This is a genomic window from Luxibacter massiliensis, from assembly GCF_900604355.1.
GTDB classification, from domain to species: domain Bacteria; phylum Bacillota; class Clostridia; order Lachnospirales; family Lachnospiraceae; genus Luxibacter; species Luxibacter massiliensis.
On sequence record NZ_UWOE01000001.1, the window covers coordinates 1,259,180 to 1,282,506 of the forward strand.

Sequence of the window (23,327 nt, forward strand, 5' to 3'; positions counted from 1 at the left end):
GCATGTGGGGGATTTGAATAGATTTAAGACAGGGGAGGTTTTATGAGAAGCAGAACAGTACAGCCTATCCGGAAGAGGGGAGGAGGAAAAGAACCCTCCCAGAAGCGTATGAGAAGCAGGAAAGAGAGAGCAGGCGCTGCCCATGGACATAAAACAGGCAGTTTTCAGGCAGTCCAGAAGAAACGTATAGGGGACACACAGTCCTTAAGGGGCGTTGTTAAACCTCCCCCGCCAAAACCCGAACCTTCCACTGGCCATGGGAAGGGCAGGAGAATCCCATATTTTGATTTTGACTTGGTTCTTGTCATTGTATTTCTTATGTGTTTTGGACTGGTCATGCTTTATAGTACAAGTTCTTATAGCGCCAGGATGGACTTTGAAGGCAACGACATGTATTATTTCTCAAAGCAGGCCCTTGTCAGTATCCTGAGCTTTGGCGTGATGCTCATTATATCCAGGATCGATTATCATATATATGGAGCCTTCTCCTTTGAGTGCTACATATTTTCTATGATCCTTATGGCTCTTGTCCAGACTCCTCTCGGAATAGAAATTTACGGCGCCAGGCGATGGATACAGCTTCCAGGCAATCAGACACTGCAGCCTTCGGAGATTACCAAGGTTGCTGTAATTTTGTTTATTTCCTATGAACTGTGCCGTATGGAAAAAAAGGCGGCATCCAGGGAAGGGATGCTAAGAGTTTTTATATTTGGCGCCATTGCTGCCGGAGGGGTATTGTTCCTGACGGAGAACCTGAGCACGGCGATTATCGTCATGGCCATCACCTGTGTCCTGATCTTTGTGGTCCATCCTAAAACCAAGCCTTTCCTTGTGGCAGCAGGGGCGGCTGCAGCGGCAGCGGCTGCAGGAATCGGGATACTGGCGGCTACTGTCCAAACCAGCGACAACTTTCGCCTGAGAAGGATTATTACCTGGCTCGATCCAGAAAATCACACAGATACTGGCGGGTTTCAGGTAATGCAGGGACTGTATGCAATTGGCTCGGGAGGTTTTTTTGGCAAGGGACTGGGAAATAGTACACAGAAGCTGGGGGTCATTCCTGAAGTGCAAAATGACATGATTCTATCGATTGTATGTGAAGAACTGGGTGTATTTGGGGCAATTGTTATACTTGCGCTGTTTGCACTTCTATTGTACCGCCTTATGTTTATTGCCAGAAATGCCCCTGATTTATATGGATCCCTGCTTGCCACTGGTATTTTTGCACATATAGCCTTGCAGGTAATATTAAATATTGCTGTTGTCACAAACCTGATACCTACGACAGGGATTACCCTTCCGTTTATAAGTTATGGGGGAACTTCCATACTTTTCTTAATGGCAGAAATGGGGATTGCCCTGGGGATTTCCAGAAAAATAAAGATGAATGAATAGAAGCAGTGGATTCATAATCTGACGAGTCTATGCCATGAATCAGAACAGCGGGCCAAATGTATATATACTTAGTATGCCCTGGAGAAAAAATAGCTTTTCATGTGCTGCAAAATGTGTTATATTAGTATCTAGTATTTAAAACTACATATAATAGACATGGAATACGCTCTAAGTGTAGTGCAGGAGGTTATCATATGAGTTATAAAATAGTTGTGGACAGCTGTGGGGAATTAACAGAAGAGATGAAAAAGAGCAGTGTTTTTGAGACGGCTTCTCTGAGCATGGAGGTAGACGGCACGGTTATTGTGGATGACGAGACGTTTAATCAGGCAGATTTTTTGAAGCGTGTGGCAGCCAGTCCGCAATGCCCGAAATCATCCTGCCCTTCTCCAAAGGACTATATGGAGAGGTACCATTGTGATGCAGAGCGTGTATATGCAGTGACCTTGTCTGCTGAATTAAGTGGTTCATACAATAGTGCAGAGCTTGGAAAAAAATTATATGCAGAGGAATACGGGGAGAAGGATATATATGTGTTCAATTCCCGCTCCGCTTCCATTGGGGAGACCCTGATAGCAATGAAAATACAGGAATGTGAAGAGCTTAACATGAGCTTTGGTGAAGTCATAGATACAGTGGAGGAGTATATTGCAGGCCAACACACATATTTTGTCCTGGAGACTCTGGATACTTTGAGGAAGAATGGAAGGCTGACCGGCATTAAAGCGGTTGTGGCCAGTGCCCTGAATATAAAACCCGTAATGGGGGCAAAGCCGGAGGGCGTTATCTGCCAGCTCGGGCAGGCACGGGGAATGAAGAAGGCGCTGGCAAAGATGGCCGACCACATAGTGGAGGATGCAGAAAATCCACAAGAAAAGATTCTGGCAATCTCCCATTGTAACTGTCCCCAACGGGCAAAGGAAGTACAGGAGATGCTGGTTTCCAGAATGAAAGTTAAATCCAGTTTTATAGTAGATACGGCTGGTATCAGTACGATGTATGCAAGCGACGGCGGAATAATAGTTGTGATATAGCGTGGATTGTGATAGAATATCGTACAGATAGGATGGTGCAGTTTTTGTGCCAAAAAGGAGTGCGAAGGAGTTTGGAATATGAGCCAGGAAAAAGTAGATCGGTATAAATTAGAAAAGGCCAACAGGAAGAAAACGATAAAGAAGCAGCGGGCCATGAATTATGTGCGGAAGACAGTGCTGGCACTTGCGGCTTTTGCGCTGGTTGGCTGGCTTGGATATTCAGCATACCAGACATATGATGCGGGCCAGGAGAGGGCGGAGGCAGAAGTCAATTATGATGCTATCAATACGTATTTGGAACAGCTTGAAAGCTAAGGACAGACTGCCGTCAGGCAAGATGCTGTACTGCGGCGAAGTTTTTTGTGGATGTCAGGCAGACAATTAAATACATTCTGGACTAATAGGCAGCGCCTGTTTTTGTAATATTTAAGGTTACAGAAACAGGCGCTGCTTTTTCATTTCATGAAACAACCTCTCTTTATTCCCAAGGGCAGCGAGCCAAATGGACATGTTTACACGTCCCCTTGACGGCTGCCGCGGGGGTTAAAGACCCGGATGCTTACACAGGGGGGTTTTAACTTCCCCCACTGGGGCCCACTTATAAAATAAATCCCCCACCTTCCCCCACCTTTCCTTTTTCAGGTTCCAATCAGATACAATTTTTGGATAATATACTCACTCAGGCAGCCTATGGGGCGGCACGTGGATATAAAGAAGTAACTTCTGGCTGGACAGGCGGGCGGGGGTGGCAACCGGTTACATGCCCTGTTTTACGCTCTTTTAACCCATATTTTACCCGTGAATGGGAGGTTTTGCATATCTCTTTATCCAAAATTTTCTTGGGGTAAATTAAAAAAAGGGGTTGAAAATGGTGGGGGAGTGGTTTACAATGGTGACAAGTGGTAGAAAGTGGTGGATAGTGGCATAAAGTGGGGGAGATGTGGAGGCCCACTTAGAAGAAGGGGTTCCGGATGTTATTAGGGGAGTTTAATCACACAATTGATGAAAAAGGCCGACTCATCATCCCAGCCAAGTTACGAGACGATTTGGGAGAAAGTTTCGTAATATGTAATGGCTTGGAGGGTTGTCTCTTTGTGTACTCCATGGACGAATGGAACAAATTCGTTGCTGAATTGGAAACCTTACCACGGATGAATAAAGATGCCAGAATATTCAAGCGCTATTTTTTTGGAAGTGCGTCAGAGGGGAGCTTTGACAAGCAGGGGAGAGCACTGGTGCCACCTACTTTAAGAAAAGCGGCCGGACTGGAAAAGGATGTTGTCCTGGTAGGAGTACAGGACCGCGTAGAAATCTGGGATAAGGCACTCTGGGAGGAACGCAGTATGGTCAGCGAAGAGGATCTGGATGCGATTGCAGACAGAATGGAAGCAATTGGCATCAGAATTTAGCTGTCATTGTACTGCAAAAGACAAATGGAGGATTTTATGGCATTTGGGCACACATCAGTTTTACTTGAAGAAACTGTGGACGGTCTGGCAATCAAACCAGACGGGACCTATGTTGACGCTACACTTGGAGGAGGCGGACATGCTTTCGAAGTGTGCAGGCACTTAAGCAGTAAGGGGAGTTTTATAGGAATAGACCAGGATGCCGCTGCAATTGATGCAGCCGGCGCCCGACTAGTCGGCTTCGGGGAGAGAGTTACAATAATCAGGAGCAATTATTGTGATATGAAGTCGAGGCTCCATGAAATAGGCATTGACAGAGTCGATGGGATCCTTATGGATCTGGGCGTATCCTCCTATCAGCTGGATACGGCAGAACGGGGATTTTCCTACCGCACAGATGCTCCTTTGGATATGAGGATGGATCAAAGACAGAAGATGACAGCAAAGGACATCGTCAATGGCTACAGTGAGTCGGACCTTTACCGCGTGATCCGTGATTACGGAGAAGATAAGTTTGCAAAGAATATTGCAAAACATATCGTGGCAGAACGCGGGAAAGGTCCGATTGAAACTACAGGACAGTTAAATGAAATTATCAGGCGGTCCATACCCATGAAAATTCAAAAAACTGGAGGGCATCCATCTAAAAGAACATTCCAGGCTATCCGTATAGAGTTGAACCATGAACTCGAAGTTCTAAAGGATACACTGGACGAAATGATTGATCTACTAAACCCAGGGGGGAGGATATGCATTATTACTTTCCACTCACTGGAGGACCGGATAGTAAAAAGTATTTTCAGGAAGAATGAAAATCCTTGTACTTGCCCGGCAGATTTCCCCGTATGTGTATGTAATAAAGTATCAAAGGGGAAAGTGATTACAAAAAAACCAATTCTTCCTGGGGAGGAAGAGTTGGAAAATAACAGCCGTTCCAAGAGCGCAAAGCTAAGAATATTTGAACGAAGCTGAGTTTTAAGGGAGTATAGCAGATAGATTTGTCAGGAAGGGGAGAGCCTGACGAAACCGAAGACTTAAAGGGCATATTGTAATCCACGCTCACATGCTTTTATGGGCGGGTGGGTACCATGTGTCCTGCACAGTAATAAGAAAGGGGCAGATTATATGGCTGCAGGGAGACAGGCATCGGCTAAGAGACAATACCATAATACAAGAAGCAGCCAAAGACAGGCATATGTCTATGGAAATACAGTACGTAAGCCAGAAACTCTGCCAAAGAAAAGACCTCAGGCACAGCCTGAGAAGCCTGTGCGGACAAGCAGGCAGGTGCGTAAAAACAGAAAGCGCGCATTAAAAATGAACCCTGCATACGCAGTATTTTTGAGCGCGGCGGCTATATGTGCAGTACTGATATGCGTGGCCTATCTGAGTATACAGTCTGATATGGTCAGCAGGTCAGAAAATATTTCCGCGCTGCAGGAAGAACTTGCAGATTTGACAGAGCAAAATGATACCGCTTATAACGCGGCGGAGGATTCTGTCAATCTGGAGGAAATCCGGAGTAAGGCAATGAACGAGATGGGCATGGTATATGCTGCCAGGGGCAATGTAATAGAGTATAAGAGTCCCGACAGTGATTATGTGAAGCAGTACAGCGACATACCTTCCGACGGTGTCCTTGCCAAATCAAAGGATTTATCAGATTAAGGATCATAACTATGGTAAGACGAAAAAGAGAAAATAGATTTGAGTTTTTGACGAAGAAATTCCCAAAGAGAATGCAAAAAAAGCTGGTAATGCTATTCATGGCAATTATACTGGCTTTTATTGTTCTTATAGGAAGAATCACCTATATTAATGCGTCTAAGGGAAACAGGTATACAAAGATCGTCCTGGATCAGCAGGAATATGACAGCAGGGTTATTCCCTATAAACGTGGTGATATTGTGGACTGCAATGGCACAAAGATTGCTACCAGCGAGAGGGTGTATAATGTGATTTTGGATGTCAGCGTGATGACATCACAGGAGAAATATATAGATCCTACGATTCAGGTGCTGGAAGACTGCTTTGGTATAAATGCTGCCGACGTCAGGGCGGTGGCTGAAGAAAACCCTGACAGCCGGTATGAAATACTGGCAAAGGGAGTATCCTATGAGAAGGCGAAAGAATTCCAGAATATTGAGGAGGACACAGAGAAGTATCCAAATGTAAAAGGTATCTGGCTGGAAGATGACTATAAGAGGACATATCCCTACGATGAACTGGCCAGTGATGTGGTAGGTTTTACAGTATCAGGCAACCAGGGGGCCATTGGGATTGAGAGTGCCTATAATGAAATACTCAATGGGACGGACGGCAGGGAGTATGGTTACCTGGACAGTACATCCACCATGGAGCGGACCGTTAAACCAGCTAAAAACGGCAGTACCGTTGTATCTACTATAGATGTGGCGCTCCAGAGTATTGTAGAAAAATGTATAAAAGATTTTAATGACCAATATGCGGGAACGGCCAGAAAAGACGGGTTGGGAAGCAAAAACACGGCTGTCATTATTATGAACCCCAACACAGGTGAAATTCTGGCGGAAGCTTCTTATCCAGGCTTTAATTTAAATGAGCCAAGGAACCTTTCAGGTATATATACGGAAGAACAGCTAAACCAAATGTCCGATGAGGAGCAGCTGGAGGCTTTAAATACACTCTGGAGAAACTTCTGTGTCAGCGATGCCTTTGAACCAGGCTCTACGGCCAAACCCTTTACAGTGGCTGCCGGACTGGAGACAGGCGCGCTCAAAGGGGATGAAATCTATAATTGCGGGGGATCTCTGCACGTGGGGGATTATGATATCCACTGCCATTTAAGGACAGGGCATGGGACAGAAACAGTAGAGCAGGCTGTGGCCAACTCCTGTAATGTGGCGCTGATGCAGATGGCTGATTCCATCGGGGTAGCTAATTTTACACGTTACCAGCACATTTTCGGCTTTGGGGCCTACACAGGCATCGACCTGCCCGGCGAGGCATCTACTTCCTCCCTTGTATATACAGAAGAATCTATGCAGATAACAGATTTGGCCACAAATTCTTTTGGCCAGAACTTTAACGTGACAATGACCCAGATGGCCGCGGCCTTTTCCTCCCTGATTAACGGAGGGGATTATTATGAACCCCATGTTGTCAAGCAGATTCAGGATGAAGGGGGTAAGGTTATTGAGACAAAGGATCCTGTCCTTCTCAGGAAGACAGTTTCTGCAGAGACTTCAGAGACTGTAAAACAATATTTGAGGGCTGTCATGACATCAGGAACTGGCATGGGGGCCAATATAGAGGGGTATGAGATCGGCGGCAAGACAGGGACTGCTGAAAAACTTCCCAGGGACCAGGGAAATTATTTGCTCTCCTTTATTGGATATGCCCCCCAGGAGAATCCGGAGGTGGTGATTTATGTTGTGCTGGACGAGCCAAATGTAGAGGATCAGTCGGCCAGCTCTTATGTATTGGAACTTTCCAGGGATATTATGTCCCAGGCATTCCCTTATCTGGATATTACGACTGTGGAAGGCTATACAGGGCCCGGGGAGACAGCAGAGAATCCTTCTGGTTCAGCGCAGTCAGAATTTGAGAATTATGATTCCTCATATGAAGAAACATACAGCAACACAGACGGCTCTTATATAGATGACAGCTATCATCCGGATCTGGATGATTGGGCGGCAGGGCAGACAACAGAATAGACAGGCATAACCTTACAAAAGACGTAATATTATATAGAAATGTCTTTTGTAAGGTTTTCTATATTTTATGAAGAATAAAACATATAATAAAAAGAAAATACTCGTAGTATTTTTATGTGCCTCCCTTATTTTACTGGGACTTATTGGCCGCCTTGTATATCTGATGGTGTTTGACGCAGAATACTATCAGAAGAAGGCAGAATCATTGCATGAGAGGGAACGGGAAATTAAGGCGGCGAGAGGCGAGATCGTGGACAGGAACGGGACAGTGCTGGCAACAAATAAAACAGTCTGTACAATTTCTGTCATACATAATCAGATAGAGGACCCAGAGCTGGTTATAAAAACACTGGCCAAGGAGCTTGGCCTGGATGAAGAAACTGTCAGAAAGCGGGTGGAAAAAGTTTCATCCATGGAGAAAATTAAGACGAATGTGGAGAAGGAGACAGGTGATAAAATACGTAATTATAATCTTGCAGGCGTGAAGGTAGATGAAGATTTTAAGCGCTATTACCCATATAACCAGATTGCTTCAAAAGTACTTGGGTTTACAGGAGGAGATAACCAAGGGATTATTGGGCTGGAGGTGAAATATGAGGAATATCTCAAGGGTATAAACGGAACCATTCTAACTGTGACGGACGCAAGGGGAGTCGAGCTGGAGGGTGTGGCCGAAGACCGGATCGAACCTGTGGCAGGCAGTACCCTCAAGGTCAGCTTAGATTACAATATCCAGGCCTTCTGTGAGCAGGCAGCCTTAAAGGCTATGGAGGAAAAGCAGGCGGACAGTGTCTCTATTTTACTCATGAATCCACAAAATGGGGAAATTCTTGCCATGGTGAATGTACCGGAATTTAATTTAAACGAACCGTATATACTGAATACAGGGGTTGATGCAGACACGCTTACAGATGAACAGCTTCAGGACCAGCTGAACCAGATGTGGAGGAATGGCTGTATAAATGACACTTATGAACCAGGATCCACGTTTAAAATCATCACTTCGTCCGCATGTCTGGAGGAAGGCGTAGTGAGCCTTGACGATACATTTTCCTGTCCTGGCTACCGGGTGGTGGAGGACAGAAAAATAAGGTGCCACAAAGTGGGGGGGCATGGTTCAGAAACTTTTGTCCAGGGCATCCAGAATTCCTGCAATCCAGTTTTTATAGATATAGGGCTGCGGCTTGGGCCGGACAAATTTTATGATTATTTTGAGCAGTTTGGCCTGCTCAGCCTGACGAATGTGGATCTCCCGGGAGAGGCAGGGACCATTATGCATAAGAAGGAGGACATTGGCACGGTGGAGCTGGCTACCCTCACCTTCGGCCAGTCTTTCCAGATTACCCCCATCCAGATGGCCACAACGGTCAGCTCCCTTATAAATGGAGGGCGCAGGGTGACTCCTCATCTGGGTATGGCGGTATTGGACAAAGAAGGGAATGAGATAGAAACATTTACTTATAAGGAAAAGGACGGAATCGTATCCGAAAAAACTTCTGAGACTATGCGGATGCTCCTGGAAAGCGTAGTTTCGGAAGGGTCGGGGAAAAACGCTTATATTGAAGGGTACTCCATAGGAGGCAAGACAGCTACTTCCCAGACACTGCCCAGAAGCGCAAACAAGTATATATCCTCTTTTATCGGATTTGCGCCGGCTGAGGATCCCCAGGTTCTTGGTATGGTGGTAATCCATAACCCCCAGGGCGTTTACTACGGGGGGACGATTGCTGCCCCAGTCCTTAGGAGTATTTACGACAATGTGCTTCCCTATCTGGGCATCGAAAAAGAAGCAGTGCAGGAGACTGAAACAAAAGAAGATGGGACAGCTCAGGAGGAGACTGCGCAATAGCCTTTGGGCCATCCTGCCCTATGCAGGGAAAGTCTTACCCAAGGGGATTTGGCGCTGTTTACAGTAATATGCCGGGGGACAATTGGACAATAGCCGCGGTATATGCCTTTTACAGAGGGATACAGTTCTGGTTGAAAAACAACATTGTTTGAGGTATACTGTATGAGGTATTCTGTTGCCTGTAGATTAAAAAGCAGACGTTGACTAGACGAAAGAGATGAAGAGGTGGATTTATGAGATATCATGTAGTGATTCCGGTATTGATTTCATTTGTATTAAGCTTACTGATGGGACCAGTTGTGATACCGTTTCTGAGAAAACTGAAGATGAGGCAGACAGAGAGAGCTGATGGTGTACAGTCCCATTTGAAGAAGGCCGGGACGCCTACTATGGGCGGGATCATAATTCTTGCCAGCGTGGTAATTACCTCTCTGCTCTATGTGAAAGATTCCCCTAATATTATTCCGGTTTTGTTTTTGACCATTGCATTCGGGTTGATTGGCTTCCTGGATGATTACTTAAAAGTTGTGATGAAGCGCTCAGATGGACTGTACCCTAAACAGAAGATGGCCCTTCAGATTGTTGTGACGGCAATTTTTGCTTACTATCTCATAAAGGTAGCCAAAATACCGCTGACTCTCTTGATTCCATTTTCTAATGGGCAGTACTGGGATATCGGCTGGGCGGCAATCCCTTTGCTGTTTGTAGCTGTGATTGGGACGGTCAACGGTACGAACTTTACAGATGGGCTGGATGGCCTGGCTTCCAGCGTGACTGTGCTGGTGGCCACGTTTTTTACTGTCGTGGCAATTGGGACAAAGAGCGGCATAGAACCTATTACTTGTGCAGTGGTGGGGGCCTTGCTGGGATTTCTTCTATTTAATGTGTATCCTGCAAGCGTGTTTATGGGCGACACTGGTTCCCTGGCCCTGGGAGGGTTTGTGGCGGGAACCGCATATATGCTGCAGATGCCCCTTTATATAGTGATTGTGGGACTGATTTATCTGATCGAAGTAGCATCAGTTATGATACAGGTTACTTATTTCAAAAAGACAGGCGGGAAACGATTCTTTAAAATGGCTCCGATCCATCATCATTTTGAGCTGTGCGGATGGTCAGAGACAAGGGTGGTGGCTGTGTTTTCTATTACTACGGCAATCCTCTGCCTGATAGCGCTGATGGGGGTGTAGGCTATGGACTTGAAGGATAAAAGGGTTCTGGTATTTGGATCTGGCTTAAGCGGTGTGGCGGCGGCCAGGCTTTTGCTCAAAATCGGGGCGGAGGTCATTATATATGATGGGAATACTTCCCTGGATCCCGGGAAGGTCCGGGAGGAAATTATACAGGGAAAAGAGCAGGAAGTCCGTGTGGTTTTAGGGGAGCTGCCTGAGGAGATAATGGAAACTCTGGCATTGACGGTCATAAGTCCAGGCGTGCCCACCGATCTCCCTGTTGTGGATAGGATACGCAGTTATGAGGTGCCCATCTGGGGGGAGATAGAACTGGCTTTTGCACAGGGCAGGGGAGATGTACTGGCAATTACCGGGACAAATGGCAAGACAACGACAACGGCCCTTCTGGGGGAGATTATTGGGAGTTATAAAGACAGTACTTTTGTGGTGGGAAATATTGGGAACCCTTATACAGCGGTTGCCCTGGACACGACGGAGGATTCTGCAGTTGTGGCGGAAATGAGCAGTTTCCAGCTTGAAACAGTACATACATTCCACCCCAAGGTCAGCGCCGTATTAAATATAACACCAGATCATCTCAACCGCCACCATACAATGGAAGCATACATCCAGGCCAAGCAAAATATTACCAGGATGCAGACAGAGGACGACATATGTGTCCTGAATTATGAAGATGAGCCTTCCAGTAAGTTCAAAGAAAATACACAGGCTAAGGTTCTATATTTCAGCAGCCGGCGTAAACTAGAAAAAGGCATATATCTGGATGAAGGAAATATTGTCTGCCGTCTGGAGGGGGAGCCGATTGTAGTCTGCCGGACGGATGAACTGAAACTTTTGGGAATCCACAATTATGAGAATGTGATGGCGGCAGCTCTGATGGCGGCGGCTTACGGAGTCCCTATGGAACTGATACGCAGGACAGTTACTGCCTTTCGGGGAGTAGAGCACCGGATTGAATTTGTTGCCGAGAAAAATCAGGTAGCCTACTATAATGACTCCAAAGGCACCAACCCGGATGCTGCAATCAAGGGGATTAAAGCCATGAACCGGCCTACGCTTTTAATAGGCGGAGGGTATGACAAAGATTCTTCATATGATGAGTGGATACAGGCATTTGACGGCAAGGTAAAGAAACTGGTCCTTGTGGGGGCCACAAAGGAAAAGATACAGGAAGCGGCCTTAAAACTTGGGTTTTATGATACCATACTGGCAGACACATTTGAGGAGGCCGTGGAAATCTGTGTAAGAAATGCACAGCCTGGAGATGCGGTTCTTCTTTCGCCCGCATGTGCAAGCTGGGGAATGTTTAAAAATTATGAGGAACGTGGAGATAAATTCAAAGAACTTGTAAATCAGTTATAAGGAGTGAATTTATATTGGAACGTCCGGCTAAAAAGAAGCGGTATGATTATACCCTGCTGATTGTAGTATTTCTTCTGGTAGGTATCGGACTGGTCCTCCTGTACAGTACCAGCGCCTACAATGGACGGGTAAAATTCCACGATCCTTTCTATTACCTGAAAAAGCAGGGATTTGCGACTGCCATGGGAATGGTTGGAATGCTGGTTATGGCAAATATTGATTACCACAAATGGGTGCCCTTGGCAGGCCTGGGATATCTGACAGCCATTCTCTTATCGGTTGCAGTTATGTTTATAGGAGATGAGTACAATGGGTCCAAAAGATGGCTGTCTTTGGGCCCTGTTTCTTTTCAGCCTTCCGAGTTTGCAAAAGTGGCCTTGATTCTTTTCCTGGCCTGTCTTGTCACAAAGAATGTAAAAAATATGGGGAAGTTTAGGACTCTTGCCAAAGTGATGCTGCCAGTCCTGCCTGTTGTTGCCCTGGTCGGCGCCAGCAATCTGAGCACGGCGATTATCATTCTGGGGATTGCAGTGGTTCTTATTTTTGTGGCAAGTCCTAAGTATGCGCAGTTTATCTGGATGGGCGGCGCTGGCATCGGGTTTATGGGGATTTTCCTTGCCCTGGAAAGTTACCGGCTGGAGAGGCTGGCGATCTGGAGGAATCCTGAGCAATATGAGAAGGGATACCAGACGCTGCAGGGGTTATATGCGATAGGTTCTGGCGGCCTTTTTGGCAGGGGACTGGGGGAGAGCGTACAAAAACTCGGATTTCTTCCAGAGGCCCAAAACGACATGATTTTTTCAATAATATGCGAGGAACTGGGACTTGTAGGGGCGAGCCTGATCATTCTTTTATTCCTTATCTTAATATGGCGTTTTTTTGTGATTGCCACGAAAGCTAAGGATCTTTTGGGGGCGCTTATTGCGGCAGGGGCAATGGCGCATATGATGATACAGGTGATTTTAAACATTGCGGTTGTTACGAATACAATCCCTAATACAGGAATCACCCTTCCTTTTATCAGTTATGGCGGGACATCAGTTATGTTCCTCCTTCTGGAAATGGGTCTTGTACTAAGTGTCTCTAATCTGATAGAATAGGGCAGGGGAATATAAGATAAGGAGGACCTTGGATGAGACGCAGCAGACAAAACAGGCAGATAGAGTATGATGATCTGGATGAAGAAGCATATGTGAATGAAGTTTTATATAAGGAAGGCATCCGTTCTGACGGGCAGCAAAAAAGAAAAAGAGCCATTAAGAAAAAGAAGAAAAAAAGGAAAAAACGCAGGGGCGTGCTGCTGGGATTTTTGACCTTTATACTCGGTATTGCAATTATTGGTTTTGCCTTTGTGCTCCTTTTCCATATACAGAAGATAGAGGTAAAAGGGAATACATATTCTACCCAGGATGACATCGTAGGCTGGATTGAGGAGGATAAATATGCCGTAAATTCCCTGTATGTCTGGTGGAAATATAATCATACAGATGTGGAGCAGCTGCCTTTGGTGGAGTCGTCAAAGGTGACCTTGACAGCGCCATGGGCGGTCCGCGTTACGGTGAAGGAAAAAGAGATAAGCGGCTACATTGATTATGAGGGGGAATATCTGTATTTTGATAAAGAGGGGACGGTACTGCTCATTTCCCAGGAGGAGATAGAGGGGGCCGCCTACATAGAAGGGATGGATGTGGATACATCTAGCATAAAACCCGGGCAGGTCCTGCCGGTTTCAGATAAGAATGTATTTGAGCGGATTGTGGAGGTTTCCCAGCTTCTTGTGAAATACCAGCTGTCCCCTGACAGGATTACTTGTACCGGCAGTGAATTAAACTTGTATTTCGGACAGGTAGAGGTACTGTTGGGCAAGACAAACTATGAAAACCGCCTGGCCCAGGTTCCGCCTATATTGGACAAACTAAAAGAGCAATTCCCTCAGGAGAAGGGCACCCTTCACTTGGAAAACTATGATATATCTGACAAATCAGTCCGTTTCGTGCCGGACAGCGGGAATGAGGAGGGCGCCTTGGAGGCATCTGGGGATCAGGCAGATACTGCCGCAGAGCAGCCTTAGAGAGAATCCCTGCCCCCTAGGCGGCCGAAAGGCTGATAGGCAGCGGGGCAAGGGAGTGTGGATAAATCGCGAGAATTGTATAAAAAAATACACAAAAATCTATTGATTATTTATTCAAAAGACTATATTATATACTTATTGGATTATATCGTTCAATCATGCATTATTCTGCAGCTTGTCTGTGGAACCGCCCGCAGGGCCATGTATTAGGGGAAGTCCTTTGGGTATGGCCTCAGTTTCGGGGGAGACGGAAGTCTTCTGTAAACTGGGGATAAGGGGATGTATAAAATAATATTAATAAGACAACGAAGGAGGAAATACTCTTGTTAGAAATTAAAACCAATGAATCAGAAGCAGCTGCAAGAATTATTGTTATCGGAGTCGGCGGCGGCGGTAATAACGCAGTGAACCGCATGATCGAAGAGCAGATTGCAGGTGTAGAATTTATAGCCATCAATACGGACAAACAGGCACTCCAGTTGTGTAAGGCGCCCACATTGATGCAGATAGGCGAGAAGCTTACAAAAGGACTCGGCGCAGGTGCGCAGCCAGAAGTAGGGGAGAAAGCTGCGGAGGAGAGCGCAGAGGAGATTTCAGCGGCCCTTAAGGGTGCTGATATGGTATTCGTGACATGTGGCATGGGCGGCGGCACAGGTACTGGAGCTACTCCGGTTGTTGCCCGCATTGCGAAAGAACAGGGAGCGCTGACTGTCGGCGTTGTCACAAAGCCATTCCGTTTTGAATCCAGAACACGTATGTCAAACGCCCTTGGCGGTATAGATAAATTAAAAGAGAATGTAGACACATTGATTGTCATCCCCAATGATAAGCTTTTGGAAGTAGTGGACAGGCGTACTACTATGCCGGAGGCCCTGAAGAAAGCGGATGAAGTGCTTCAGCAAGGTATTCAGGGCATCACAGACTTGATTAATGTGCCGTCTTTGATTAACCTGGACTTTGCAGATATCCAGACAGTCATGAAGGACAAGGGTATCGCACATATTGGCATTGGTGCAGGACGGGGAGATGACAAGGCTCTGGAGGCAGTGAAGCAGGCTGTTGCCAGTCCGCTGCTTGAGACAACCATCCAGGGTGCGTCCCACGTTATTATTAATATTTCTGGTGACATCACACTGATGGATGCATCAGATGCTGCAGAATATGTACAGGAGCTTGCCGGGGAAAATGCGAATATTATCTTTGGCGCTATGTATGATGATTCCAAGTCAGATGAGGCAACCATTACTGTAATCGCCACAGGCTTACATAATGTAGGCGGAAGCTCATCTAAGCTGAAGGCAAGGCTGGAGGGCCAGCAGAAGGTAGGGTCTATCCTCCCATCAGGGGATATGGTGAAGAGGACGGCAGCAGACCCAGAGCGCCGGATGGCCGGCACAGTAAGGCCGACAGGTACGGTAAGGCCTTCAGGGGCCGCAGCGCCGCGGCAGTCCAGCGGTACAATGCCGACTCTGGAACAGCCAAGGACTGCCCCTTCCGGGAAAGTAAAAGAACAGTCTATCAAAATTCCAGACTTTTTCAAAAAGTAGAGTATGTTATAAGATTAAGGGCAGGAGACTTCGCGTGGAAGTTTCCTGCTTTCGTTTTTAAGGGGAATGTGTTTCATGGGGCAGAAAATCTCTTACAAATTCTGCTGTGTAAGTGAAAAGTAGTTTCCAGAATGTTCCTTTTTGTCGAAATAATCTATCTATCCCCGTCACTATCTGACAAATTTCCATAACCTTACCATATATAATAAATCTTGCTTGAGTGCCAAATCGATTTAGTACCAACGAGAAAGAGGGTGGAGCATGTACTATGAACTATACATAGACGTGTTGTTTCTTGTGAATTTCATGATGGATTCCCTGCTGCTCCTGTCAATCAATCAGATACTGAAATGTTCTGCCACACATGGACGTATTTTTTCAGGAGGGGCCCTGGGGGCCGCGCTGACCTGTGCGGTGACGGCTGTGCCGGCGCCGGGGGTTGTGAAATTTCTGTTATTCCACACGGTAGTCAATACAATAATGATTAAAACAGGATTAAGAGTCAAAGGAAAAAAACAATTTTGGAAAGCATTTGTGTTGTTGTATATCACATCCTTCCTCTTCGGAGGGATCCTGCAGGCACTACATCCCTATGTGCGAACAGGCAGTCTGTTTTTCGCGGCGGCAGTTGGCTGCTATTATGTCATAAAGTGCTGCTGGAAATTTTTTGTAAGGCTTCAGTCAGTGCAGAAAAAGGTATGTGATATTACCCTGTACACCAGTACAGGAGAGCAGAAGGTGAAAGCGTTAATTGACACGGGCAACGGCCTGGAGGACAATTTTTCAAAGGAGCCTGTGAGTGTGATAGATAAGACTCTGGCAAGGAGTGTCCTGGCAGATGAGGATTTAAAAAATGGCTTCCACTATATACCATACCGGACTGTTGGGAAAGAGAGTATTATGCCTGTATTCCGGATCAGAAAAATGTGTATACATCTGGAGGAGGAAAGATGGGTGGAGGCGCCGGTAATCGGAGTCTGCGAGGAGCGTGTTTCAGAACAGCAAGAATATCAGATGATTTTAAATCCTGACTTATTAGGAGGCATATAAAGATGGTTGTAAAAGTAGCAGTACCCCAGCATTTTAAACTGAAAGTAATACCAGACATCAGAAGTATTTTCTTTTCTAACCACAAGGAAATACACTATATTGGAGGATCCGAGGTGCTGCCCGCCCCCTTGGAGACAGCGAGGGAGACAGAGGTGATACAGCACCTTGGGTCCGAATATGATGAGGAGGCGAAAAAGCTTCTTATTGAGCATAACCTGCGCCTGGTGGTCTACATAGCTAAAAAATTTGATAATACCGGCGTGGGGGTGGAAGATTTAATTTCCATAGGTACAATTGGCCTGATCAAAGCGATCAATACATTCAACCCTACAAAGAAGATCAAGCTGGCTACCTATGCGTCGCGCTGTATTGAGAATGAGATTCTCATGTATCTGCGCAGAAACAGCAAGACGAAAATGGAGGTATCCATAGATGAGCCGCTGAATGTGGACTGGGACGGCAATGAGCTTTTGCTGTCAGATATTCTTGGCACTGAGGAGGATACGATCTATAAGGACTTGGAGAATGAAGCAGAACGGAAGCTTCTGATTAAAGCTATCAATAAGCTTTCCAGCAGGGAGAAGCTCATCGTAAAGATGCGTTTCGGCCTGGATAATCCAGACGGGGAGGAGAAAACCCAGAAGGAAGTGGCGGATCTGCTGGGCATATCCCAGTCTTACATATCCCGCCTTGAGAAAAAGATTATGCAGAGGCTGAAAAGAGAAATGGTCAGGTATGAGTAGGGACTAAGCAAAGGGCAGGAGACTGCCGCAGGTGCATATTCACCTGCGGCAGTACCTTGCCCTTTAGAGCTGCAATGGCATTTATAAATCGAAGAAATAATACGAGAAAGTCAGGGTCTCCCATTAACATATGAGTAAAAATCTTCCATAGAAAAATCTGTAGGCAGGCCAGCTAAATCGGGCCGCCCGTTCTCTATATGATCTTGCTTCAATTTAAGCCATTGTACAAACATCATTGGATCGTTTTGCCATTTATCATTTACCCATTTTTCTTGCTCTTCACGTATAAATTCAAGCCTCTCCCCATAAGATAAGTTTAGACTATTGGCTTTTTCTAAAGTTTTAGCTAAATGAGTATTAGAACTTATTATGGTTTCCCCGCCAATCGTCCATTCTCTTGGTATTTTTATAGATACAGGGTCGGTGACATTCAATGTATCCTTTTGAGCGGTCCCTTCTGGACTAAGTTCTAATCTATCGGTGGACATAGCATATTCTGGTTTCAATTCCACCGTCTGCATAGCTGGTGTTTGTCTTATCAATGTATTTACATTATTCTGCATATAGTTGACATATCCTGATACGTTCATATTTTTTACCTCACTCAGTTCCTTTCCTCTTCGTATCATTCCCCTCATTTTTACCCTATGATGATTGAGTATTTAAATAATGTCACTCCCTCATAAATCTTATCGGCATTCTCATTAAAAAATTAACTATAGGCAGTTAAATTTTTGTTTATATCGTCTAATGTTTGTGAGCGATGTTCTGCTCATTCCCCCTCCCGGAGGCCAGAGTATGAATGAACGGCAGCCGTATACAGATATAACGCCCGCAGCTTGAAAAGGCCATGGACAAATTGGACGCTAGCTAATGTAAATGAGCCTTGTATGTGTTATGATAAATACTATAGATTCCAAAGATACCCCAAAGGCATACTGTAATATATGCCCTGATCCCAATAAAAGGTATTGTTTGGAGCAAACGGACAAAATATAAAAAGTATTCTAAGAAAAGGTTGGTGAATGAAATGAAATTGACATTTTTGAGGGCGGCCCATGAAGTGACGGGCAGCTGCCATCTGCTGGAGGCGGCAGGAAAGAAGATTTTGATTGACTGTGGCATGGAGCAGGGGCCTGATTTGTATGAGAATCCAGAACTTCCGGTCCCGGAACAGGAGATTGATTATGTATTGCTGACCCATGCCCACATCGATCATTCAGGCCTCTTGCCCCTGCTGGCTAAAAGAGGGTTTAAGGGTGATATTTTTACGACCTTTGCAACTGCGGATTTGTGTAACATTATGCTCCGTGACAGTGCCCATATCCAGGAGTTTGAGGCTGAATGGAGGAACAGGAAGGGAAAACGTGCAGGGCAGCCTGTATTTGAACCTATCTATGTGATGCAGGATGCTTTGGATGCGATTGCCCTGCTTGTGCCGTGCCAGTATGGGGAGAGGATACGGCTCTGTGATGGCATTGAAATAAGGTTTACGGATGTGGGCCATTTGCTTGGGTCGGCGAGTATAGAGGTATGGGCGGCAGAGGGCGGCATACAGAAGAAGATTGTCTTTTCAGGGGATGTGGGGAATAAGAACCAGCCCATCATCAAAGATCCCAGTTATACGGATACGGCAGATTATGTGGTTGTAGAGTCCACATACGGGAACCGCCTGCATTCCACGGAAGAGGTGGATTATGTAGGGGAATTTACCCGTGTCCTTAGGGAGACTTTTGAGAAAGGCGGAAATGTTGTAATTCCCTCCTTTGCCGTAGGCAGGACTCAGGAGATGCTATATTTTATCCGGGAAATCAAGGAAAAGAATCTGTTGAAGGAATACCCTGATTTTGAAGTATATCTGGACAGTCCCCTGGCCATTGAGGCCACCAAGGTATTTACAAAAAATATGAGGGACTGTTTTGACGAGGAGGCCATGAGGCTGGTGAATACCGGTGTGAACCCGCTCGTATTCCCTGGACTGAAAACTTCCACAACAAGTGAAGATTCCAAAATGATTAATTTCATTGAGAAGCCAAAGGTTATTATTTCCGCCTCAGGCATGTGTGATGCGGGGCGCATACGCCATCACTTAAAACACAATCTGTGGCGCCCCGAATGTACAATTCTCTTTGTAGGCTACCAGTCCGGCGGGACTCTGGGGCGACGGCTGCTGGACGGAGAAAAAAATATAAGATTATTCGGCGAGCCTATCGAAGTACATGCCAGAATAGAGAGCCTGCACGGAATCAGCGGGCACGCGGACAAAGACGGACTGCTGGACTGGCTGGGGGGATTTCAGAGTCCGATCCAGAGGGTCTTTGTAGTCCATGGTGAGGATAAAGTAACAGAGGAGTTCGCCCAGACGATACAGGAAAGGCTGGGGTATGAGGCATGGGCCCCCTTCCCCGGAGGCCAGGCCGATCTGTCTGCCAACAAGATTGTCAGTGAGGGAACCAGTATACCTGTGAAGGCAAGGAAACCAACCCAAAAGAGAGTGGAGGATGCCTTTGAAAGACTGCTGGCAGCAGGCCGGCAGCTTTTGGATGTGATTCAGAAAAACCGGGAGATTTCTAATAAGGATAAGGCCAAATTTGAAAATCAAATACGGAACCTGGCTAATAAATGGGATAGATGGGATTGACAAATGATGGAATTAATTCTGAAATAGGAGAAAACTGACGCAGGCTTGCCTTCTTAAATCCCGTTGTCAAGGACTAAAACTTTTTTTAATTTTCGCTCCAAAGAATAACTGAAGGGAAGAATGAGAATCATTTTACTAGATCTAAATATTTCGGCTAGGAGGATTCTTATTATGGCTTTAAATAAGGTTGAGTTATGCGGGGTGAATACGGCAAAGCTGCCGCTTCTGAAGGAGGAGGAGAAGGAGGCATTGTTTGCCCGTATTAAAGAAGGGGATGAAGAGGCACGGGAGGAATACATTAAAGGGAACCTGCGTTTAGTGTTAAGTGTGATTAAGCGGTTTTCTGGGAGCAATGAGAATGCAGACGATTTATTTCAGATAGGCTGTGTGGGACTGATGAAAGCTGTGGATCATTTTGACCCGGGCCGCCTGGTGAAGTTTTCTACTTATGCGGTGCCTATGATTATTGGAGAGATCCGGCGTTATCTAAGGGATAATAATTCTATCCGTGTGAGCCGCTCTTTGCGCGATACGGCATACAAGGCTATTTACGCAAGGGAAGGCTATATGAAAAAGCACCTTAAGGAACCTACAGTGCAGGAAATTGCTGAGGAGATAGGTATCTCCAAAGAGGACATTGTTTTTGCACTGGATGCCATACAGATGCCCATGAGCCTCCATGAGCCGGTCTACAGTGATGGGGGAGACACGCTGTATGTGATGGATCAGGTAAGTGACAAGAAAAATAAAGAGGAAAACTGGGTAGAAGAGCTGTCTTTAGAGGCGGCAATGGAGAGGCTGAACGAGAGGGAGCGCTATATTATCACGCTTCGGTTTTTTGAGGGGAAAACCCAGATGGAAGTTGCTGAGGAGATTAAGATATCCCAGGCACAGGTCAGCAGGCTGGAAAAAAATGCGCTGAAGGTGATGAAGCAGTATCTCCTTGGATAACACTACAATGAAATAATGGTTGAAATTTCCACGGCTTCATACTATTATAGACATAGACTAAAGAGAGGTACGGTAAAAGCCATGTATAAAGCTTGTATATTTGACCTGGATGGGACTTTGACGGATACGCTGGATTCCCTCACTTTTTCTGTGAACGGGACTCTTGAGGAGATGGGGTTTGCTGCCATCGACAGAGAGAAGTGCCGCATGCTCGTGGGGAATGGCGCAAGAGTGCTGATGGAGAAAGCCCTTCTAGCAGGGGGCGCGGAAAATCTGGATCGTATAGACGAGGCCATGCAGATTTATGGGCGTATATTTGACGCCAACTGCACATATCATGTAATACCGTACCAGGGGATCCAAGAGCTTTTGGATGACCTGAGGGCATCCGGCGTCCAGCTGGGGGTTCTGTCCAACAAACCTGACAGGCAGGCTGTCCATGTAGTGGAGGAGATATTCGGGAAGGATGTATTCCAATGGGTACAGGGCCAAAAGGAAGGAGTGCCCAGGAAACCGGATCCTTTCGCCGCCCTTAAGATAGCCCAGATATTCAATGCCCTGCCCCGGGAGTGTGTGTATATTGGGGACTCAGAGGTGGATATAGCGACGGGGACGGCTGCAGGGATGGTGACAGTAGGAGTTGACTGGGGGTTTAGGGACAGAGAGACTCTCAGGGCAGCCAAAGCCGCACACATTGTAAGTACCCCAAAAGAGCTTAAGGAGTTAATAATGAGACAGGAGGTATAGGATCATGAATGAGTATGATGAGGAGTGCCTGCAGGCATTTTTGAAAAACCAGTCACAGTTATTTGATGAGCCGGTGGCAGAGACACTTGAGGAGGCGGAGGCCTTTCTGGAGGACTGTATGGCAGTGGTGGTTGATACCATTAGTGAAGTGAGAGAATACTTTGAAGAGAGTGGGATTGATGTGGATACTATGTCTGATGAAGAGGTAGAGGAAGCATCTGAGGTCTTTTTACTTCCGGGAGGACGTTACCTGGTTGTGGAGGGATAGCTCTGATACTTAAGGATATAGGCGCAAGCAGAAGCCGCAGTACTTATTTGACTGCGGCTTTTCCTGTCGCTTCTTTTATGGCTTCCAGTATGACCTGGGAGGTATAGGGAGTTTCATCAGACAGAGTAATGTCATCCAGTGACTGTTTTTCATATACTTGTTCTGCTATATCTTCGATGGCAGGCTGGATGAGGGGGAATGTGGTCGTGACTGCCTCATCTAGGTTGGAAAACCGGATTGAGTTGATGTGAGACTCATCTACAGACACCTCAACCTCCAGGTTTGTATTGTTCAAAGTAAGCGTAGACGTGTAAATTCCCGGAGTGTACTGCTTTTTCGCATCTGCATTTTTATCTTTTCCTCCGGGGCCGAACATTACAACCAGCAGGATAATCAGAAGAATGCCGAGCACTGCAAATACGGCAGTATAAATGATTTCTTTCATATGCAGAACGATGATTTTTGTTTTGGAACCCATAGTGAGACCTCCTGTGTTAGTCAAATTCACTTTAAGAGAATGGGAAATTGAAGTTGCCTTCCAGGCACGTTTTTTGTCTGCCCGCCTTTGGGGCAAAAGTGACAAGGCGCCCTTTGGATATGCCCATTACGCTTTTTATAAGTGTATGACATAGGATGGAAAAATATTCACGGCTTTTGCGTGACAAACAGAGGGCCATCCTGTAAAATAAATAAGAAATTAAATATTTCGGTGCAGGCTGGCCGGGCAGCAGCCATCCAACATATACGCAGCCCTGGCCGCGCCGCAGATATATAAAGAGGTGAAAATGATGTTTATAATAGCCGGACTGGGGAATCCAGACAGACAATATGAAGGGACAAGGCACAATGTAGGTTTTGATGTCATTGACAGGATGGCGGAGAAATACAATATAGATGTGGGGATTAAAAAGCACAGGGCATTGATTGGCAAGGGGATAATTAAGGGGCAGAAAGCCATCCTGGCAAAACCACAGACTTATATGAATTTAAGCGGAGAAAGTATCGGCAGCCTTGTTGAGTACTACAAGACAGATGTAGAAAACGAGCTGATTATCATTTATGACGATGTTAGCCTTGAGGTGGGACAGCTCCGTATCCGCGCCAAGGGCAGTCCGGGGGGGCATAATGGAATCAAGAATATTATTGCCCACCTGGGGGGGCAGGCATTCCCCAGAATTAAAATAGGGGTGGGAGAAAAACCCCGCGGATATGATTTGGCGGACTATGTACTGGGGCATTTTTCAAAGGCAGAGAGAGTGTTCATGGAAGAGGGGTATGAGAATGCAGTGCATGCGGCTGAGATGATTGTGCAGGGAGAAATCCAGGCGGCAATGAATGAGTATAACCGTAAAAAGAAGGAAGAGTAGAG

22 protein-coding genes are annotated in these 23,327 nt (G+C 46.0%); 20 read left to right on the forward strand and 2 right to left on the reverse strand.

What is annotated here, in order from left to right; genetic code table 11:
- The first annotated feature begins 42 nt into the window (after positions 1-42).
- The 15 genes from EFA47_RS05845 to sigE all read left to right on the forward strand — a co-directional run bounded on the left by EFA47_RS05845 (position 43) and on the right by sigE (position 17,351).
- The gene (locus tag EFA47_RS05845) at positions 43-1,395 is read left to right on the forward strand and encodes an FtsW/RodA/SpoVE family cell cycle protein (RefSeq protein WP_206215513.1); all 1,353 of its coding nucleotides are present in this window, start codon (positions 43-45) and stop codon (positions 1,393-1,395) included.
- A 194-nt stretch (positions 1,396-1,589) separates the two neighbouring features.
- Positions 1,590-2,429, forward strand: coding sequence for a DegV family protein (locus EFA47_RS05850; RefSeq protein WP_122642410.1), 840 nt, complete (start codon positions 1,590-1,592; stop codon positions 2,427-2,429).
- 78 nt (positions 2,430-2,507) lie between these two features.
- On the forward strand, positions 2,508-2,744 hold the full coding sequence (locus EFA47_RS05855) for a hypothetical protein (RefSeq protein ID WP_122642411.1): 237 nt from the start codon (positions 2,508-2,510) through the stop codon (positions 2,742-2,744).
- A 656-nt stretch (positions 2,745-3,400) separates the two neighbouring features.
- On the forward strand, positions 3,401-3,838 hold the full coding sequence (gene mraZ, locus EFA47_RS05860) for a division/cell wall cluster transcriptional repressor MraZ (RefSeq protein ID WP_122642412.1): 438 nt from the start codon (positions 3,401-3,403) through the stop codon (positions 3,836-3,838).
- Between the two features lie 36 nt (positions 3,839-3,874).
- Positions 3,875-4,810 (forward strand): 16S rRNA (cytosine(1402)-N(4))-methyltransferase RsmH, encoded by a 936-nt coding sequence (rsmH, locus tag EFA47_RS05865; RefSeq protein WP_122642413.1) that lies wholly within the window; start codon positions 3,875-3,877, stop codon positions 4,808-4,810.
- 153 nt (positions 4,811-4,963) lie between these two features.
- The gene (locus EFA47_RS05870; RefSeq protein ID WP_122642414.1) at positions 4,964-5,506 is read left to right on the forward strand and encodes a hypothetical protein; all 543 of its coding nucleotides are present in this window, start codon (positions 4,964-4,966) and stop codon (positions 5,504-5,506) included.
- A gap of 11 nt (positions 5,507-5,517) precedes the next feature.
- The gene (locus tag EFA47_RS05875; RefSeq protein WP_122642415.1) at positions 5,518-7,536 is read left to right on the forward strand and encodes a peptidoglycan D,D-transpeptidase FtsI family protein; all 2,019 of its coding nucleotides are present in this window, start codon (positions 5,518-5,520) and stop codon (positions 7,534-7,536) included.
- Positions 7,537-7,603: 67 nt separating this feature from the next.
- Complete coding sequence (locus EFA47_RS05880; RefSeq protein WP_122642416.1) at positions 7,604-9,385, forward strand: peptidoglycan D,D-transpeptidase FtsI family protein; 1,782 nt, start codon at positions 7,604-7,606, stop codon at positions 9,383-9,385.
- Between the two features lie 233 nt (positions 9,386-9,618).
- Positions 9,619-10,575, forward strand: coding sequence for a phospho-N-acetylmuramoyl-pentapeptide-transferase (gene mraY / locus EFA47_RS05885; RefSeq protein ID WP_122642417.1), 957 nt, complete (start codon positions 9,619-9,621; stop codon positions 10,573-10,575).
- A gap of 3 nt (positions 10,576-10,578) precedes the next feature.
- Positions 10,579-11,940: a UDP-N-acetylmuramoyl-L-alanine--D-glutamate ligase gene (murD, locus tag EFA47_RS05890; RefSeq protein WP_122642418.1), complete on the forward strand. Its 1,362-nt coding sequence runs from the start codon at positions 10,579-10,581 to the stop codon at positions 11,938-11,940.
- A 14-nt stretch (positions 11,941-11,954) separates the two neighbouring features.
- Positions 11,955-13,040: an FtsW/RodA/SpoVE family cell cycle protein gene (locus EFA47_RS05895; RefSeq protein WP_122642419.1), complete on the forward strand. Its 1,086-nt coding sequence runs from the start codon at positions 11,955-11,957 to the stop codon at positions 13,038-13,040.
- A 32-nt stretch (positions 13,041-13,072) separates the two neighbouring features.
- Positions 13,073-14,011 carry a cell division protein FtsQ/DivIB gene (locus tag EFA47_RS05900; RefSeq protein WP_122642420.1) on the forward strand — a complete coding sequence of 313 codons (939 nt, stop codon included), beginning with the start codon at positions 13,073-13,075 and terminating at the stop codon, positions 14,009-14,011.
- Positions 14,012-14,334: 323 nt separating this feature from the next.
- Complete coding sequence (gene ftsZ, locus EFA47_RS05905; RefSeq protein WP_122642421.1) at positions 14,335-15,558, forward strand: cell division protein FtsZ; 1,224 nt, start codon at positions 14,335-14,337, stop codon at positions 15,556-15,558.
- Between the two features lie 261 nt (positions 15,559-15,819).
- On the forward strand, positions 15,820-16,608 hold the full coding sequence (locus EFA47_RS05910; protein ID WP_122642422.1) for a sigma-E processing peptidase SpoIIGA: 789 nt from the start codon (positions 15,820-15,822) through the stop codon (positions 16,606-16,608).
- A gap of 2 nt (positions 16,609-16,610) precedes the next feature.
- Positions 16,611-17,351 (forward strand): RNA polymerase sporulation sigma factor SigE, encoded by a 741-nt coding sequence (gene sigE, locus EFA47_RS05915; RefSeq protein ID WP_122642423.1) that lies wholly within the window; start codon positions 16,611-16,613, stop codon positions 17,349-17,351.
- Between the two features lie 110 nt (positions 17,352-17,461).
- Here the strand turns inward: sigE and EFA47_RS05920 are convergent, their stop codons facing one another.
- A complete protein-coding gene (locus EFA47_RS05920; protein WP_164689930.1) occupies positions 17,462-17,941 on the reverse strand; it encodes a hypothetical protein in 480 nt (159 codons plus the stop codon).
- A gap of 440 nt (positions 17,942-18,381) precedes the next feature.
- On the opposite strand from EFA47_RS05920, the gene EFA47_RS05925 reads away from it, so the two are divergent.
- From EFA47_RS05925 to EFA47_RS05940, 4 genes are all read left to right on the forward strand, one after another.
- Complete coding sequence (locus tag EFA47_RS05925; protein WP_122642425.1) at positions 18,382-19,992, forward strand: MBL fold metallo-hydrolase RNA specificity domain-containing protein; 1,611 nt, start codon at positions 18,382-18,384, stop codon at positions 19,990-19,992.
- A 171-nt stretch (positions 19,993-20,163) separates the two neighbouring features.
- Complete coding sequence (gene sigG, locus EFA47_RS05930) at positions 20,164-20,943, forward strand: RNA polymerase sporulation sigma factor SigG (protein WP_122642426.1); 780 nt, start codon at positions 20,164-20,166, stop codon at positions 20,941-20,943.
- 81 nt (positions 20,944-21,024) lie between these two features.
- A complete protein-coding gene (locus tag EFA47_RS05935) occupies positions 21,025-21,690 on the forward strand; it encodes an HAD family hydrolase (RefSeq protein WP_122642427.1) in 666 nt (221 codons plus the stop codon).
- A 4-nt stretch (positions 21,691-21,694) separates the two neighbouring features.
- Complete coding sequence (locus EFA47_RS05940) at positions 21,695-21,958, forward strand: glyoxalase (RefSeq protein WP_122642428.1); 264 nt, start codon at positions 21,695-21,697, stop codon at positions 21,956-21,958.
- Between the two features lie 43 nt (positions 21,959-22,001).
- On the opposite strand, the gene EFA47_RS05945 is transcribed toward EFA47_RS05940, so the two are convergent.
- Positions 22,002-22,436 (reverse strand): hypothetical protein, encoded by a 435-nt coding sequence (locus EFA47_RS05945; RefSeq protein ID WP_122642429.1) that lies wholly within the window; start codon positions 22,434-22,436, stop codon positions 22,002-22,004.
- A 310-nt stretch (positions 22,437-22,746) separates the two neighbouring features.
- Here EFA47_RS05945 and pth point away from each other — a divergent pair, with 310 nt between their 5' ends.
- Complete coding sequence (gene pth / locus EFA47_RS05950; protein ID WP_122642430.1) at positions 22,747-23,325, forward strand: aminoacyl-tRNA hydrolase; 579 nt, start codon at positions 22,747-22,749, stop codon at positions 23,323-23,325.
- The last annotated feature ends 2 nt before the right edge of the window (positions 23,326-23,327 follow it).